Below are 15,079 nucleotides of genomic sequence, written 5' to 3' on the forward strand. Positions count from 1 at the left end.
CTGGGATCAGTAAGCCCCAGCCGCACAAAAGGTGCAAGTCTGCTCGGTCGTTTGGTGACAAAGGAAGCAAGAGGCGCTATGCGTCTGCGCGGCGGCCCCGTGGCTCAACTGGATAGAGCAGCCCCCTCCTAAGGGGCAGGTTGCAGGTTCGAATCCTGCCGGGGTCACCAAACCAGCTGAAAACGTGATTTGTGTGGAAGCTTGCCACGCGGCTTTCGAAGTGCTTGGGCGGACTCTTGTACAGAATTGGCATGATTTCGTACATCTTATCGCGCGCAGGAACGCGGGCGGGGATCGACGATGGCATGGGTGAGGTGCGTTAAGCCGGTGAGCGGTCCAGTGGGAAGGTGACAGGCTCGAGCAGTTCGATGATGACGCCTCCGGGGCCTTCGAAGATCGCGTTGCGCACATTCACCGCTGGCGTGCCAAGTGCCAGTGATTCAGCCTGGGTCACTCGCGTTGCCCCCGCTGCAATGATGTGCCGACTGGCGTCGTGCAGATCACTCACGGTCAGGCACATATGCGCCAAGGCGCCGGTTGCGACCTCTTGGCCCCGCGCGGCGCTTGCGCCCTGCATCGGGATGGCGGCATCCAGATCAAAGAGTTCGATCCAGCTGCGCGCGTCGGCGCTTTGCATCATGACGGCGGTGTCGATTTTATACGCGGGCAAGTGCCAATGGTGGACCTTTTGGTAACCTAGGGCCTGAAAAAAGGTCACGGCCTGTTCCAGGTCCGGTGCGCGCAGGGCAACGTGATGCAGACCGATGAAGGGTTGATTGGTCATGGGAGCCTCTCTTATTTACAAGAGGCACAATGTGCGGAAGGGACCTGTGTGGACCAGTCTGACAATTTTGACATAGCTGCGCGCGGCTGGACGACTGTGCAGGGGCGCAACCGCGATGCCTTGCATGGATGGTGCGATCTGGCCGTGGGGTTGCAGGCTGTACGGGGGCAGTGGAAAGCGTCGATCATCGTTGCGCTTTCCGAAGGGGCCGACAGTCTGCCACAGTTGCAAAAGCGTTTGCCCGATGCGGATCGTCGCGTGCTTGTGCGGGCATTGCGGCAGCTTGAAGCGGATGCGCTTGTTGTACGGACCGAGACGACACAGGTGACATATACGCTGACACCGGACGGGGTCGCGCTGGCAGACATCCTGCGCGCGCTGGCCGAATGGCAGGCGCAGCGCGGGTAACCGGGGTCAGTTCTTCAGAGTGTAGCTGGGCAATTGCTGGAAGGCGTCTTTCAACGCATCGCCCCAACCGTTCGAGATCGCCTGATAGACGCTGTCGGTGGCGTCGATGCGTGTCAGCCGCATGGGGTTCAGGCTGTCGCGGTCATAGATCATCAGATCAAAGGGCAGGCCGACGCTGAGGTTCGATTTGACGGTCGAATCAAAGGACACCAGCAGCAGTTTGACCGCGTCTTCAAAGCTCATTTCGCGGTCATAGGTCCGCACAAGGATGGGCTTGCCGTATTTGGTTTCACCGATCTGGAAGAACGGCGTGTCGTCGGTGATTTCGATAAAGTTGCCTTCGGGGTAGATCAGGAAGATTGTCGGTTTTCCGGTCCCGATCTGGCCGCCCAGAATGACCGAGGCGCGGAACTGGTCCGCGGCCCCCTGGCCATTGGGGGACGAATTTACGATCACTTCGTTCAGGGTTTCACCGACCAGACGGGCGACCTGGAACATGGTGGACTGACGCAGGATCGACGGATCGCGTTCCTCGGCGGTTTTGGACCGCTCTTCCAGCAGGCTGATCATCGCCTGCGTGGTGGCAAGGTTGCCTGCCGTCATCAGCACGATGGACCGCTCGCCGGGCACGTCAAAGCTGAATATCTTGCGGGTCACGGCAAAGTTGTCGACGCCCGCGCTGGTGCGCGTGTCGGCCATAAAGACCAAGCCCTTATCAAGCCGCATGCCGACGCAGTAAGTCATTTTGCAAAATCCAAAGAAGGTTCGATGACTGTGATTACTGCTGGACTTGCAAAGACACAATCATCGATTCGTCCGCAGACCCCATTCGCATGCCTTCGATGGGAGATGCTTCTTTTGCGTCACGGCCCACGGCGATGCGGATATAGCGTTCGTCTGGCGAAATGCCGTTCGAGACGTCGAAACCAACCCAGCCCAACGTGTCCAGATGCACCTCGGCCCAGGCATGGCTGGCATCTTGGTCGACCTGATCGTCCATCATCAGATAGCCCGAGACATAGCGTGCGGGCAGGCCCGCCAGACGGGCTGCCGCGATGAAGATTTGCGCGTGGTCCTGACACACGCCCTTGCCACCGGCGAGCGCCTCTTCGGCGGTGGTGGTGGCGTCGGTGTGGCCGGATTCGTAGGGCACCGCTTTCAGGATTGCGGCAGACAGCGCATGCAGGCCGGTCAGCAAGTCGTCGTGTTTGTCCAGCGTGCGGGCAAATGCCTTGATCTTGGGGCCAGCTTCGGTTGTCGGTGTCGGCATTCGCAGCAGGTACAGCGGAACGCGGCCATAGACCTTGCCAAAGACGCCGTGGGTGTCTTCGGTGTTTATGGTGCCCTGTGCGGTGATCTCGACCGCGTCGCCTTCGGGTGTGATCGAAACCAGGTCCGTCAGGTTGCCGTGGTGATCGGTGTACGAACACTCGATCTTGCCGCCTGTCACGGTCAGGGTCCAGTCAGAGACAGATTGCATATGCGACGCCACCGGCCGCAGCCGGATCTTTTGCAACCCGTAGATGACAGGTGCGTCATAGGCATAACGGGTCGTGTGCGTGACATGCAGTTGCAACTGATGTTTCCTGTCTGTGATCAATAGTTGAAACGATAGTCTTTTTCGATCTGCGCGCCCAGTGCGGCGACGTCCGAAATGATCGTGCCCAGAACGTCGTGCAGTCCCTCTTCGATGATCGAATGGATGTCGCGTCCTTTCAGCCGTGCCGCAAGACGGTCAGCCATGTCATGCGACGGGCGGCGGTCACAGTATTCTTCGGCCAGATAATCGAGGTTTTCGACGATCTGCCCTGCACAGAAGGCCAGCGACCGGGGCATACGCCGGTCCAGCACAAGGAAGTTGGCGATATTGGTGGCGGTATAGTCCTCTTCCACGGCCCAGCGATAGGACCGGTGCGCCGAGACGGAGCGCAGCAGGGTTTCCCACTGCACGTTGTCCATGCGGCTGCCCACCAGCGACGGAGACGGCAGCAAAGTGTAGTATTTCACGTCGATGATCCGCGCGGTGCTGTCCATGCGTTCGATGAAGGTGCCCAGACGGCAGAAATCATAGATATCGTTGCGCAGCATGGTGCCGTGCAGCGCACCACGCACCAGTGCCGATTGCTGGCGGATGATCGACAGCACTTCGGGCAGGTCGGTGTCTGGCACCGGGTTTTTCAACAGTTCGGTGATCAGCATCCAGGTTTCGTTCACCGCGGACCACACTTCGGTGGTCAGCGCCGTACGGACCAGCCGCGCATTGTCGCGGGCCTGTTTGACCACTGACAGAACCGACGACGGGTTGTCGGTGTCGCGCAGCAGATAGTCGATCACATTGGTGCTGTTGAATTCGGAATGCTTGGCAGTGAAACCCTGTTGGGCCGCCGAGGTCACAATGACCGATTTCCATTCGGTTTCGGTGTTTGTCGAACGTGTCAGGGCGATGCGAAATCCGGCCTCGATCAAACGGGCGTTGTTTTCCGCCCGCTCCAGACCCCGGAACATCCAGTACAGACCGCCTGCGGTTTTTCCCAGCATATCAGTCTTCCAATACCCATGTGTCTTTGGTGCCGCCGCCCTGGCTTGAGTTCACCACAAGCGACCCTTCTTTCAACGCAACCCGCGTCAGCCCGCCGGGTGTAATGTTGACCCCCTCGGGTGACACCAGCGCAAAGGGGCGCAGGTCGACGTGGCGCGGGGCCAGTCCGGCGTCGGTAAAGATTGGCACGGTGGACAGCGACAGCGTTGGTTGTGCGATATAATTGGACGGGCGCGCCTTCAGCTTGGCGGCAAAATCCGCAAGCTCTTGCTTGCTGGCGGCGGGGCCGACCAACATGCCGTAGCCGCCTGAACCGTGGACTTCCTTGACCACCAGGTCGGCCAGGTTGTCCAAGACGTATTTAAGCGAGTCTGCCTCGGAGCAGCGGTAGGTTTCCACGTTTTTCAGGATTGCGCGTTCACCGGTGTAGAACTCGACGATGTCGGGCATGTAGCTGTAGATCGCCTTGTCATCGGCCACGCCCGTGCCCGGAGCGTTGGCAATGGTGATGTTGCCTGCGCGGTAGACATCCATGATGCCGGGGACACCCAGCAACGAGTCCGGGTTGAACGTCAGCGGGTCCAGAAAATCGTCGTCGATCCGGCGATAGATCACGTCGATGACCTTGTGTCCTTGGGTGGTGCGCATGGCGATCCTGCCATCGACGATTCGCAGGTCGTGTCCTTCGACCAGCTCGACACCCATTTGATCGGCAAGGAATGAATGTTCGTAATAGGCCGAGTTGTGGATGCCCGGCGTCAGCACCGCCACCGTGGGGCGGCCTTCGCAACTGGACGGGGCACAGGCCGCCAGCGACCGGCGCAGGTTCTTGGGGTAGTCGCTGACCGGCTGAACCTTGATCTTGCTGAACAACTCGGGGAACATTTGCAGCATCGTCTCGCGGTTTTCCAGCATGTAGCTGACCCCGGACGGCGTGCGCGCATTGTCCTCCAGAACAAAGAATTCGCCCTCGCCGGTGCAGACGATATCGGTGCCGACGATGTGGGTGTAAACATCGCCCGGCGGGGTGAATCCGATCATTTGCGGCAGAAAAGCGTCGTTGTTCTGGATCAGTTCGATCGGAACGACACCCGCCCGCAGGATTTCCTGACGGTTGTAGATGTCATGCAGGAAGGCGTTGACCGCACGCACCCGCTGGTCGATCCCGCGGCTGAGCTTGGCCCATTCCGCCGAGGTCAGGATGCGCGGTACCAGGTCGAACGGGATCAGCCGTTCTTCGGCATCGGCCTGTCCGTAGACGTTGAAGGTGATGCCTGTACGCCGGAAGAAGGCTTCGGCTTCTTGGGCTTTGCGGGACAGTCGCGCGGTGTCTTGCCGCGAGAACCAAGCGTTATAATCGACATAGGGCGTGCGGACGTTGTCCTGCCCCATCATCTCGCTGAAATGCTGGCTTTGTGATGTCATGACCCAAGAGTACAGCTTTGCGGTCAATGCGCAACTGCGCCGTTATCTCGACCCTTCTAAGCCCCCTGAATTGCTTAATTATAAGGCAGGTGAAAAGGCTGCCAGTGATGACGACTAAACGCTGCCGTAGGGTCAATTGCGGCGGTGATGGTCGGTAAATTCGATGTCGAAATTTGCGGGAAAATTTCGCCCGATCCGATCGATATCGCATTTTTCCGATCACCCTGTTTCACAGACCCTTGGCAAGGAACGGCCTGTCGTGGTGTGGTCGGCGGCAACCCCTCAGACTCAGGATCGCGCCCATGACCACCCCCAGTTTTGCCCCGCCCCGACACGACAGTTATGATGTCATCCTGATTGGTGGCGCGATGTACGGATCATCCGTTGCATGGTGGCTGACGCATCTGGGGTTTGACGGTCGTATCCTGGTGATCGAACGCGACCCCAGCTATGCGATGTGCTCGACCGCGCACACCAACAGCTGCATCCGGCAGCAGTTCAGCAACGAGATCAACGTGCGTATCTCGCAGTTCGGGGCGGATTTTGTCCAGAATATGCGCGACCATATGGGTGACCCACAGGTGCCGAACCTGCCGATCCAGTCGTTCGGCTATATGTATCTGGCCGAGACCGAAGCGCAGGCGGAAAATCTGAAGCAGGCACAGGTGGTGCAGACTGCCTGTGGCGCGGGCACCCGTCACATGACCGCCGCCGAGATCAAGGCGGCCTATCCATTCTACAACACCGATGACATCATCGCGGGCAATCACAACCTGATCGACGAAGGTTATTTCGACGGCGGCACCGTGTTCGACTGGTTCCGCAAGGGCGCGCGGGCGGGCGGTGTGGAATATGTGGCGAACGAGGTGACGGGGCTGACCCTGAATGCGGCAGGCACGCGCGTGACAGGTGTGACGCTGGCCACCGGGCAGGTGATTGCCTGCGGCACTGTCGTGAACGCTGCGGGGCCGCGTGCGGCCAGGGTGGCCGCGATGGCGGGCATTCCGCTGCCGGTGGAGCCACGCAAACGCTTTACCTTTGTTTTTGCTGCAGCCCAGCGGCTGGACCGCGACCTGCCGCTGACCATCGACCCCAGCGGCGTGCATATGCGCAGCGACGGGCTGTATTACATGGCAGGTTGTCCGCCGGATGAGGACGGGGCCGTCGATGCCGACGACTTTGCCCCGGATCACAGCATCTGGGAGAACAAGGTCTGGCCGGTGCTGGCCCACCGCGTGCCGCAGTTCGAGCAGATCAAGCTGGTGAATGAATGGGTTGGTCACTATGCCTTTAACACGCTCGATCAGAATGCCATTCTGGGGCCACATCCAGAGGTTTCGAACTTCATCTTCGTGAACGGGTTTTCGGGCCACGGCCTGCAACAATCCCCCGCCATCGGACGTGGCACCGCCGAGATGATCATACACGGCGCATATCGGTCGCTTGACCTGACCTCATTCCACTTTGACCGGATCGCACAGGGCGCAGGCTTTGTCGAAAAGGCCATCATCTAAAGGACTTATCCATGCTGAACAAAATTGTACTGACAGGCGCGGCCGGCGCTTTGGGCCATGCCCTGCGCGAGCAGATGTCGAAAATGGCCAAGGAACTGGTGTCCACGGACATTGGCGCGCCGCAAGGCGACCTGTTGCCGAACGAGACCTGGGTCACCGCGGATCTGGGGGATTTCGATCCCATCCTGAAGCTGATGGAAGGCGCCAGCATGGTCGTCCATTTTGGCGCCATCGCCAACGAATCCGATTTCGATTCGATCCTGCATTCCAACTTCCGCGGCACCTATAACATCTGGGAGGCCGCGCGGCGGCACGGGGTGCAGCGGGTTGTTTATGCGTCGTCGATCCACGCGGTCGGAATGTATCCCAAGAACCAGCATATCGGCGTCGACACGCCGCACCGCCCCGATACGTTCTACGGGTTGGCCAAGTGCTTTGGCGAGAACCTGGGCCGCATGATGTGGGAGAAAAACGGGATCGAGGCGGTGTGTCTGCGCATCCTGTCCGCGGCTCCCGTGCGCAGCACGCGCGCGCTGGGCACGTGGTTGTCGATGCCCGATCTGGTGCATCTGGTGACCCGCGCGATTGATACGCCGACCACGGAATTCACGATCATTTATGGTGTGTCCAACAACGACCGCTGCCCCGTGGACAATTCGGGCGCGGCATTCCTGGGGTACAAGCCGCAGGACAACGCCGAACAGTTTGCCGAGGAAATCTTTGCCCAAGCGGCCCCAGCCGATCCGTCCGACCCTGCCCAGACGCGTCATGCCGGACCGTTCGCGACGATTCCCTTTGGTCAGGGTGTAGATCTGAGCAATATGAGCGGCAGTCAGAAGGCGGACGACTGAATTCAGACGGGCGGCGTTTGCGCGCCGTCCGTTTGTCAGCTTTCGTTCTTAATTTCGCGCAGGGTATCAGCGACCAGAGCATTCGCATGCCCGTGGCCCATGTTATGCTCGCTTTTCAGCCAAGCCACCAACTCCATGTGCTTCAGGCCGGTTTGCGCGCGGATCATTGATTTCCAATCTGCGATGGGGCGGCCGTATTTCGCCTCGATGGACGGAAAATAGGACGCGGGGCCTTTAACAGTGCCTGACATGATGTGCCTTTGTGTCTGCAAGGGGGTCGCTGCAGTTTTCATCACCACGTGTCGCACCGTCAAGCTTCGTGCAGCAACACAAAAGCCCCCGCAGGATTGCTGCGGGGGGCTGATGGTCGTGGTGTGATGTTGTGGGTCAGATATCGAAAAAGATCGTCTCGTCCGGCCCCTGCAGATGGATGTCGAACAGATAGGTGCCATCGCCTTGCGGCTCTCCCATCAGCGTCGGCACCCGCACTTGATGCTCGATCCGTTTCAGCACCGGATCGGCGGCGTTGGCCTCGGGTTCGTCTGCGAAGTACATCCGCGTATGAAGGCCAAGGTTGATGCCGCGCGCCACGATCCAGAAGGTGATGTGCGGCGCCATCGGCGTGCCGTCGCGGTTTTGTACGGCTCCGGGTTTGATCGTCTCGAACCGGAACGTGCCGTCGTCCATATCGGTGGGGCAGCGGCCCCAGCCGTAAACATCCGCGTCTGCCCCATCCTGACCGGGATAGATGCCGCTGGCGTCGGCATGCCAGATTTCCAGAAGCGCATCGCGCAGGGGCGTGCCTGTGCCGTCCAGCACGCGGCCTTTGATCGTGATCCGGTCGCCCTTTGGCGCGTCGCCCAGCATGGTCGTGCCCAGATCGGCGTCATAAACACCGGTGATGCCGCTGTAATTCGGCGTCAGGCCGATGTGCACATAGGGGCCCGCCGTCTGCGATGGGCTTTCCTTGAGGTTGTCCAGTTTCTGTACCATCACAGCCCCTCCATCCGGTTTTCGAACATGGTCTGGCGCACGCCGCGCAGCACGATGTCGAATTTATAGGCACGGGCGTCCATCGGCACGGTGCGGCGCATGTCCAGCGCGGCCACCAGCGTTTCAATCGCCTCGCGCGAGGGGATCGTCCCGACTATAGGGCACTGCCAGATCATCGGGTCGCCTTCGAAATACATCTGGGTGATCAGGCGCTGGCCAAACGATTGGCCGAAGATCGAAAAGTGGATGTGCGCGGGCCGCCAGTCGTTGGGGCCGTTGGGCCACGGGTAGGGGCCGGGCTGGATCGTGCGGAATTCGTAGTTGCCCTGTTCATCAGTGATCACACGCCCGCAACCGCCAAAGTTGGGGTCAAGCGGGGCAAGATAGCTTTCTTTTTTGTGACGGTAGCGGCCACCGGCGTTGGCTTGCCAGACTTCGACCAGCGCATTTGGCAGGCCGCGCCCGGTTTCGTCCAGAACACGACCATATACGATGATGCGCGGCCCGATGGCCGATTGTCCCTCGCTGGCAAAGTTGTGGATCAGGTCGGCGTCCTGCGGGCCCAGAATGTCGCGTGTGAACACGGGGCCGGTGTCTTCGCTCAGCGTCGAGGGCATCGAAATGGGGGCCGCAGCGGGCGAGCGTTTGACGCTGGTTTTATACGGCGGCGTTAGCGCGGCAGGGTGCCAGCTGCGGTCGCGATGGAACAGGCCAGAGGGTTTATCCGTCACTGTGTGTCCTCCATTTCGGCGTAGGTCGCCTTGGCCAAGGCTATCGCGTGGTTGGCCTTGGGGACACCCGCATAAATCGCGACGTGCTGGAACGCTTCGATCACGTCCTGTTTGCTGGCACCTGTGCGGGCGGTGGCGCGGATGTGCATCGGGATTTCCGAAAAGTTGCCGGTCGCCGCCAGCAGCGCCAGCGTCAGCATCGACCGCTCGCGGCGGCTGATGGCGTCGCTGGCCCAGACGGTGCCCCAGGCGCTTTCGGTGATCAGCCCCTGAAACGGTTGGTCAAAGTCGGTCTTGTTGGCCTCGGCGCGGTCCACGTGGGCGTCGCCCAGCACCTCGCGGCGTACCTTCATGCCAATGTCTGTCTTGTCGCTCATGTGGGGGTCCTCAATAGGGCAGGCCGACGTAATTCTGGGCCATTGCGGTCTGGGCGGCAGGGCTTTCACGCAAGAAGGCCAGTTCAGCCAGTTGCATCTTTTTGTCGAATTCGGACTGGCCCGGATAGGTGTGCATCAGGTTCGAGAACCACCAGCTGAACCGCTCGGCTTTCCAGACGCGGGCCAGGGCGCGTTCAGAGTAGTGGTCGATACCGTCGCTGTCGTGGTTTAGGTAGAACTGTTTCAGCCCGTTATACAGGTAATGCACGTCGGATGCGGCGGTGTTCAACCCCTTGGCCCCCGTGGGCGGGACGATATGCGCGGCGTCACCGCACAGGAACAGCCGCCCCCAGCGCATCGGTTCGGTCACAAAGGACCGCAGCGGTGCGATGGATTTTTCGATGCTGGGGCCGGTGATGATCGTGTCGGCCGCGCTTTGCGGGATACGACGTTTCAATTCGTCCCAGAATGCGTCGTCTGACCAGTCGTCGACGCTGTCGGTGGCGGGGCACTGGATGTAATAGCGGCTGAGATGGGCGTTGCGCATGCTGCACAGGGCGAAACCGCGTTCCGAGTTGGAATAGATCAGCTCGTCATCCACGGGCGGGGTTTCCGACAGGATGCCGAGCCAGCCAAAGGGATAGACCTTTTCGTATTCGCGCCGCTGCGCTTCGGGAATGGTTTTGCGGCTGACGCCATGAAAGCCGTCGCATCCGGCGACAAAGTCGCAGTCGATCCGGCTTTGCTGTCCGGCCTTGGTGTAGGTCACATAGGGCGCGTCAGTCTTGGCGTCGTGGATCACGACGTCCTCGACCTCGTAAATCGTTTGCAGGCCGGCCTTGTCGCGGGCTGCGTAAAGGTCGCGGGTCACTTCGGTCTGGCCATAGACCATGACAGAGCTGCCGGTGTGTTCGGCAAAGTCGATGCGGAACATGTCACCGTCATATCCGACCATGGTGCCGTCGTGAACAAAGCCTTCGGCGTGCATCCGGTCGGACACGCCTGCCTGTTCCATCAGACCCACCAGCCCGCGCTCCAGCACGCCCGCGCGGATGCGGGACAGAACATATTCCTGTGTCTTGCGCTCCAGAACGACAGCTTCGATGCCTTGCGTGTGCAAGAGTTGGCCCAAAAGCAGACCGGACGGACCCCCGCCGATGATGATGACTTGCGTTCGCATAGTGAGTTCCTCTTCCTGACGCGAACTTAATGGTGTTTCTATGCAAGTAAATTGATATGTTTGGTCGTATACTTATCAATTCTGGTAACCATGATCGATCCACGTATCAAATTCCGCCACATCCAGTGCTTTGTCGAGATCGTCCGGCAGGGCAGCCTGAAGGGTGCATCTGAGCGGTTGAATCTGACCCAGCCCGGCGTTTCGCGCACGCTCAAAGACCTTGAGGAAACGCTGGGGGCGATACTGTTGGAACGCGACAGGGGCGGTGTGACCCTGACCCCGCAAGGCGAGGTGTTCTGGCATTTCGCCCAGACTTCCATGGCTGCGCTGCAACAGGGGTTGGACGGTGTTGATCAGTTGACGCGCGGCGGGCGTACCGTGGTGGCCGTGGGCGCGTTGCCCTCGGTCGCGGCCAGCCTGATGCCGCAGGTGGTGGTGCATCTGGCGACAGCCGCCCCCAAGACGCAGATGCATATCGTCGAGGGCGCACATGGCGATCTGGTGGGACGGTTGCGGGCGGGGGCCTTGGACATGGTGATCGGGCGGCTGGGTCCGGTTGAGACGATGCAGGGTCTGTCGTTCACCCAGCTTTACACCGAGGTCGTGGACATGGTGGTGCGCCCCGGTCATCCGTTGCTGCGCGCCCCGCAACTGGCATCTTTGCGCGATTGGCCCGTGATCTATCCGCCGCGCGACAGTGCGATTTACGGGTTGGTCGAAACCTTCATGCTGGCGAACGGTATCGGTGATTTGCCTGACAAACTGGAAACCGTGTCAGGGGCCTTTGCCCACGTCTATACCCCCGTGTCGGATGCGGTGTGGATCATTTCGCACGGGGTGGTGGCTCCGGCGCTGGCGGCGGGGCGGTTGGTGCGGCTGCCGTTTGATACGGGGCCAACTCGGGGGCCGATCGGGGTGATGACGCGCGCGGGTCAGTCCGCCAGTGCGGCATCGGACACGGTTCTGTTGGCAGCGCGCAAGGTTCTGGCCGAGCGGGATTAACCCGCGTTGGGTCCGGCGGCGCGGTCTCTTGGAATCTACCGCGCCGCCCGTTGTCGGTTAGTCGGAAATCGACCCTTCGTCGTCGCCGCGCTCGTGCATCTTGGCCTTGACCTTGCGGCCCACGATCAGCGGCAGGACAAAGCCGATGATCGCAACCAGCCACAGACCAATCGCCAGCGGGCTGTCGATCAGGGTGAACCAATCGCCGTTGTCGATGGTGATCGCGCGGCGCAGGTTGTTTTCCATGGCGTTGCCCAGCAGCGTGCCCAGGATGATGGGCACCAATGGCACGTCAAACTTGCGCAGCACCCAGCCCAGCACGCCAAAGCCGATCATGACCAGCAGGTCGAAAGACGATCCGGAGATACCGTAGATGCCGACAAAGGACACCATCGCCACCACTGGCATCAGGATGCGCGGCGGCACCATCAGCACGCGGGTGAACAGGCCCACCATCGGGATGTTCATCGCAAGCAACATAAAGTTGGCGATGAACAACGCGGCGATCAGTCCCCAGACCACATCGGGGTTCTGGGTGAACAGCAGCGGACCGGGTGTGATGTTCAGCGACAGCAGAACCGCCAGCAGAACCGCAGTGGTCCCAGACCCCGGAACACCCAGCGCCAGCATCGGCACCAGCGCGCCACCGGCGGCAGCGTTGTTGCCTGCTTCGGGTGCCGCGACACCGCGCGGATCGCCCTTGCCAAAGGTCTTGCCATCCTTGTCGACCAACCGCTTTTCGAAGGAATACGATATGAACGACCCCAACGAGGCGCCCGCACCGGGCAGAACACCCGCGATGAAACCCAGGATCGTCGAGCGGATCATTGTTGGTGTGGTTTGCTTGAGCATCGACATAGGCGGCGTCAGGCGTCCCACCTTGATCTTTGAGGCCGATGCGCTGGCGTCGCCGTGACGATGCTCGAGGAAGATAAACACTTCCGACAGGGCAAACAGGCCCACGATGGCCACAAGGAAATCCAGCCCGTCGTAAAGGTGCACTTCGCCGAAGGTAAACCGCGGCACACCGGTTTGCGTGTCAACGCCGATCATTGCCAGGCCCAGACCCAAGGCAGCAGCAAAGGCCGACTTGGCCTGGTTGGTCGACGACACGCCGCCCAGTGTCATGAACGCCAGTGCAAACAGGGCGAAATATTCAGCCGGACCGAACAGCAAGGCGATCTTGACCAGCTGCGGCGCCAGGAAGATCAGCCCCCATGTGGCAAAGAACGCGCCGACAAAGGACGCGATGCCAGACAGCGACAGGGCTTGGCCCGCCATGCCTTTTTTTGCCATCGGGTAGCCGTCCAGGCAGGTCATCATTGCCGGTTCGTCGCCGGGAATGTTCAGCAGGATCGACGAGATCCGCCCGCCGTACATCGCCCCGTAATAGACCGAAGTCAGCAGGATCAACGACGCGGTCGGTCCCAGGCCAAGGGTAAAGGCCAGCGGGATCAGGATCGCCACGCCATTCGATGGCCCGAGGCCGGGCAGCGCACCCATGATGGTGCCCAGAAAACAGCCCAATAAGGCCAGCAGGATATTCTGCCACGTCAACGCGATGGCAAAACCGTCAGCAAGAGATGCGAAGGTTTCCATGTGGGGGCCTCCTTAAAATCCGAGGGGACCACGTGCGAGCGACAGGCCCAGCACGAGGTGAAAAATGACATAGATGCCCACCGATGTGCCCACACCCGTGGCAACCGAGGCCAAAAACCCCGAACCTAGGCGCCAGGTCAGGTAACCGGCGGCAAAGCAGGTGGCGATGATGAACCCCAGTTCAGGCAGCAACTCGGCGTACAAGATCATTACGACAGCCGCCGCGAGGATCTCTGCCAGACGGCCAAGGCTGGGCCATGCCGGCGACGCATCGGGTTTGAGCGCAATTGCAAGCGAGCTGAGGCCGAGAATGGCGGCGATGATCAGAGGGAAGGCTTTGGGGCCTACGGCGTCGGACAGAAAGCTTTCTTCGATCGCGAGGGCGGCAAATGCAAAGCCGATCGCGAGAAGGATGCCGACGACGCCAAAAATGCGATCAGACATAGGATGATCCTTTGCTGGAATGTCGAGGGGATGATGCACGCGGGGCGCCGCAACGTGTTGCAGCGCCCCTTGGGAAAAGCGGCAGTGACTGCAGCTTACTTGATGATGCCGATCTCGCGCGAGATGGCGGCGATTTCGGCGACGTTGTCAGCCACGAAGGCTTCGAAGTCCGCGCCTTGCAGGTCCAGCGGGGCCAGGCCGTTGTTGGCCATGACCTCTTTCCACTGGTCGCTGGCGTAAAGTTCACCGATCTTCGAGACCCAGGCGTCATAGGCTTCGTCGCTCATGCCGCCGGGGGCGTAGAAACCGCGCCAGTTGGCACCGATGGCGTCAACGCCCTGTTCCTTGGCGGTCGGGAAATCGGCGAAATCGCCTTCCAGACGCTCGGGCGCCAGAACCGCGATGACGCGGATGTCACCGCTGTCCACGAACCCTTTGGCTTCCGAGGCGTCGCCGGTGAAGGCCTGGACCGAACCGGCCAGCAGCTGGGTCACCGCCTCGCCGCCGCCGTCAAAGGCGATGTATTTGACCGAACGCACGTCGTCGATGCCATAGGCGTTCGCGGCGATCAGGACCTTCAGGTGGTCCCAGCCGCCAACAGCCGAACCACCTGCAACGGAAACGCTGGTGGGGTCGGTTTTGATCTTCTCAAGCAACTCGGGGAGATCCTTGATCTCGCTGTCCGCGGCCACGGCGATCACACCATAGTCGGCACCGACAGACGCCAGCCAGCGAACCTGTTCCATTGTGTTGCCCGGATAGGCACCTTGCGCCAGACGTGTGGCCGTGGCGGACGATGCCGCGACGATCAGGTCGTTGCTGTCATTGCGCTTGTTGACGACTTCGGCAAAGGCCACGCCACCGCCGCCACCGGCAAGGTTCACGACTTGCATGGTCTTTTCGATCAGACCTTCGTCCTGCAACATCTTGCCCACCTGACGGCAGGTGAAGTCCCAACCGCCGCCGGGGTTGGCGGGGGCGATGCATTCGGGGCTTTCAGGGGTAAAGCCCTGGGACTGTGCACCGGCGGCGAAAGTCGCCATAAAGGCCGCGGCGATGGTCAGGCGGCTTGCCTTGGTGATCTTGCTGATCATGGGTGGTCCTCCACTTTAAATCTGTCGGGCAGTTTCGATGCCCGAATTCCGTGCCAACGCACTGCAAATTGCAGTCTCCTCGCGAATGGCTGATAAGTGTTTAGGCGACAAAGCTGTCGTGAACCTGTCATGTGGGCG

General features: G+C 60.7%; 17 protein-coding genes and 1 tRNA gene. 5 read left to right on the plus strand and 13 right to left on the minus strand.

The features are described from left to right. The first annotated feature begins 93 nt into the window (after positions 1–93). Positions 94–170 (plus strand) — tRNA-Arg (locus BUC08_RS19345). Between the two features lie 149 nt (positions 171–319). Here BUC08_RS19345 and BUC08_RS19350 read toward each other — a convergent pair. After that, positions 320–784 (minus strand): VOC family protein, encoded by a 465-nt coding sequence (locus BUC08_RS19350; protein ID WP_037930476.1) that lies wholly within the window; start codon positions 782–784, stop codon positions 320–322. 48 nt (positions 785–832) lie between these two features. On the opposite strand from BUC08_RS19350, the gene BUC08_RS19355 reads away from it, so the two are divergent. Next, positions 833–1,192 (plus strand): winged helix-turn-helix transcriptional regulator, encoded by a 360-nt coding sequence (locus tag BUC08_RS19355; protein ID WP_051694646.1) that lies wholly within the window; start codon positions 833–835, stop codon positions 1,190–1,192. A gap of 6 nt (positions 1,193–1,198) precedes the next feature. Here the strand turns inward: BUC08_RS19355 and BUC08_RS19360 are convergent, their stop codons facing one another. The 4 genes from BUC08_RS19360 to BUC08_RS19375 are packed head-to-tail and all read right to left on the minus strand — an operon-like array spanning position 1,199 to position 5,156. Beyond that, the gene (locus tag BUC08_RS19360; protein WP_037930482.1) at positions 1,199–1,936 is read right to left on the minus strand and encodes a proteasome-type protease; all 738 of its coding nucleotides are present in this window, start codon (positions 1,934–1,936) and stop codon (positions 1,199–1,201) included. Positions 1,937–1,970: 34 nt separating this feature from the next. Continuing rightward, positions 1,971–2,768, minus strand: coding sequence for a transglutaminase family protein (locus BUC08_RS19365; RefSeq protein ID WP_037930602.1), 798 nt, complete (start codon positions 2,766–2,768; stop codon positions 1,971–1,973). Between the two features lie 20 nt (positions 2,769–2,788). Then, on the minus strand, positions 2,789–3,730 hold the full coding sequence (locus BUC08_RS19370; RefSeq protein ID WP_037930485.1) for an alpha-E domain-containing protein: 942 nt from the start codon (positions 3,728–3,730) through the stop codon (positions 2,789–2,791). Position 3,731: 1 nt separating this feature from the next. Further along, positions 3,732–5,156, minus strand: a complete 1,425-nt coding sequence (locus BUC08_RS19375) for a circularly permuted type 2 ATP-grasp protein (protein ID WP_037930487.1) — start codon at positions 5,154–5,156, stop codon at positions 3,732–3,734. Between the two features lie 302 nt (positions 5,157–5,458). Here BUC08_RS19375 and BUC08_RS19380 point away from each other — a divergent pair, with 302 nt between their 5' ends. Next, on the plus strand, positions 5,459–6,670 hold the full coding sequence (locus BUC08_RS19380) for an NAD(P)/FAD-dependent oxidoreductase (RefSeq protein WP_037930489.1): 1,212 nt from the start codon (positions 5,459–5,461) through the stop codon (positions 6,668–6,670). 11 nt (positions 6,671–6,681) lie between these two features. Next, positions 6,682–7,521 carry an NAD-dependent epimerase/dehydratase family protein gene (locus tag BUC08_RS19385; protein WP_037930492.1) on the plus strand — a complete coding sequence of 280 codons (840 nt, stop codon included), beginning with the start codon at positions 6,682–6,684 and terminating at the stop codon, positions 7,519–7,521. A gap of 35 nt (positions 7,522–7,556) precedes the next feature. Here the strand turns inward: BUC08_RS19385 and BUC08_RS19390 are convergent, their stop codons facing one another. From BUC08_RS19390 to pobA, 5 genes are all read right to left on the minus strand, one after another. Next, on the minus strand, positions 7,557–7,772 hold the full coding sequence (locus BUC08_RS19390) for a DUF4287 domain-containing protein (RefSeq protein ID WP_037930495.1): 216 nt from the start codon (positions 7,770–7,772) through the stop codon (positions 7,557–7,559). Between the two features lie 136 nt (positions 7,773–7,908). After that, positions 7,909–8,514 (minus strand): protocatechuate 3,4-dioxygenase subunit alpha, encoded by a 606-nt coding sequence (pcaG, locus tag BUC08_RS19395; RefSeq protein ID WP_037930496.1) that lies wholly within the window; start codon positions 8,512–8,514, stop codon positions 7,909–7,911. Then, entirely contained in the window at positions 8,514–9,245 is a 732-nt protein-coding gene (gene pcaH, locus BUC08_RS19400) for a protocatechuate 3,4-dioxygenase subunit beta (RefSeq protein WP_037930499.1), read from the minus strand. Before pcaH ends, pcaG begins: the two co-directional genes overlap by 1 nt. Then, positions 9,242–9,622, minus strand: coding sequence for a 4-carboxymuconolactone decarboxylase (gene pcaC / locus BUC08_RS19405; protein WP_037930503.1), 381 nt, complete (start codon positions 9,620–9,622; stop codon positions 9,242–9,244). Before pcaC ends, pcaH begins: the two co-directional genes overlap by 4 nt. A 10-nt stretch (positions 9,623–9,632) precedes the next feature. Continuing rightward, complete coding sequence (gene pobA / locus BUC08_RS19410) at positions 9,633–10,802, minus strand: 4-hydroxybenzoate 3-monooxygenase (protein ID WP_037930506.1); 1,170 nt, start codon at positions 10,800–10,802, stop codon at positions 9,633–9,635. Between the two features lie 90 nt (positions 10,803–10,892). Between pobA and pcaQ the strand changes: the two genes are divergently transcribed. Next, positions 10,893–11,804, plus strand: coding sequence for a pca operon transcription factor PcaQ (gene pcaQ / locus BUC08_RS19415; RefSeq protein WP_037930509.1), 912 nt, complete (start codon positions 10,893–10,895; stop codon positions 11,802–11,804). Between the two features lie 57 nt (positions 11,805–11,861). Here the strand turns inward: pcaQ and BUC08_RS19420 are convergent, their stop codons facing one another. The 3 genes from BUC08_RS19420 to BUC08_RS19430 form a co-directional block, all read right to left on the minus strand. Continuing rightward, entirely contained in the window at positions 11,862–13,403 is a 1,542-nt protein-coding gene (locus BUC08_RS19420) for a tripartite tricarboxylate transporter permease (RefSeq protein ID WP_037930511.1), read from the minus strand. 12 nt (positions 13,404–13,415) lie between these two features. Continuing rightward, the gene (locus BUC08_RS19425; RefSeq protein WP_037930518.1) at positions 13,416–13,847 is read right to left on the minus strand and encodes a tripartite tricarboxylate transporter TctB family protein; all 432 of its coding nucleotides are present in this window, start codon (positions 13,845–13,847) and stop codon (positions 13,416–13,418) included. Between the two features lie 95 nt (positions 13,848–13,942). After that, positions 13,943–14,941: a Bug family tripartite tricarboxylate transporter substrate binding protein gene (locus BUC08_RS19430; RefSeq protein ID WP_037930520.1), complete on the minus strand. Its 999-nt coding sequence runs from the start codon at positions 14,939–14,941 to the stop codon at positions 13,943–13,945. Positions 14,942–15,079: the final 138 nt, after the last annotated feature.

This window comes from Pseudosulfitobacter pseudonitzschiae, from assembly GCF_900129395.1.
Classification (GTDB): domain Bacteria; phylum Pseudomonadota; class Alphaproteobacteria; order Rhodobacterales; family Rhodobacteraceae; genus Pseudosulfitobacter; species Pseudosulfitobacter pseudonitzschiae.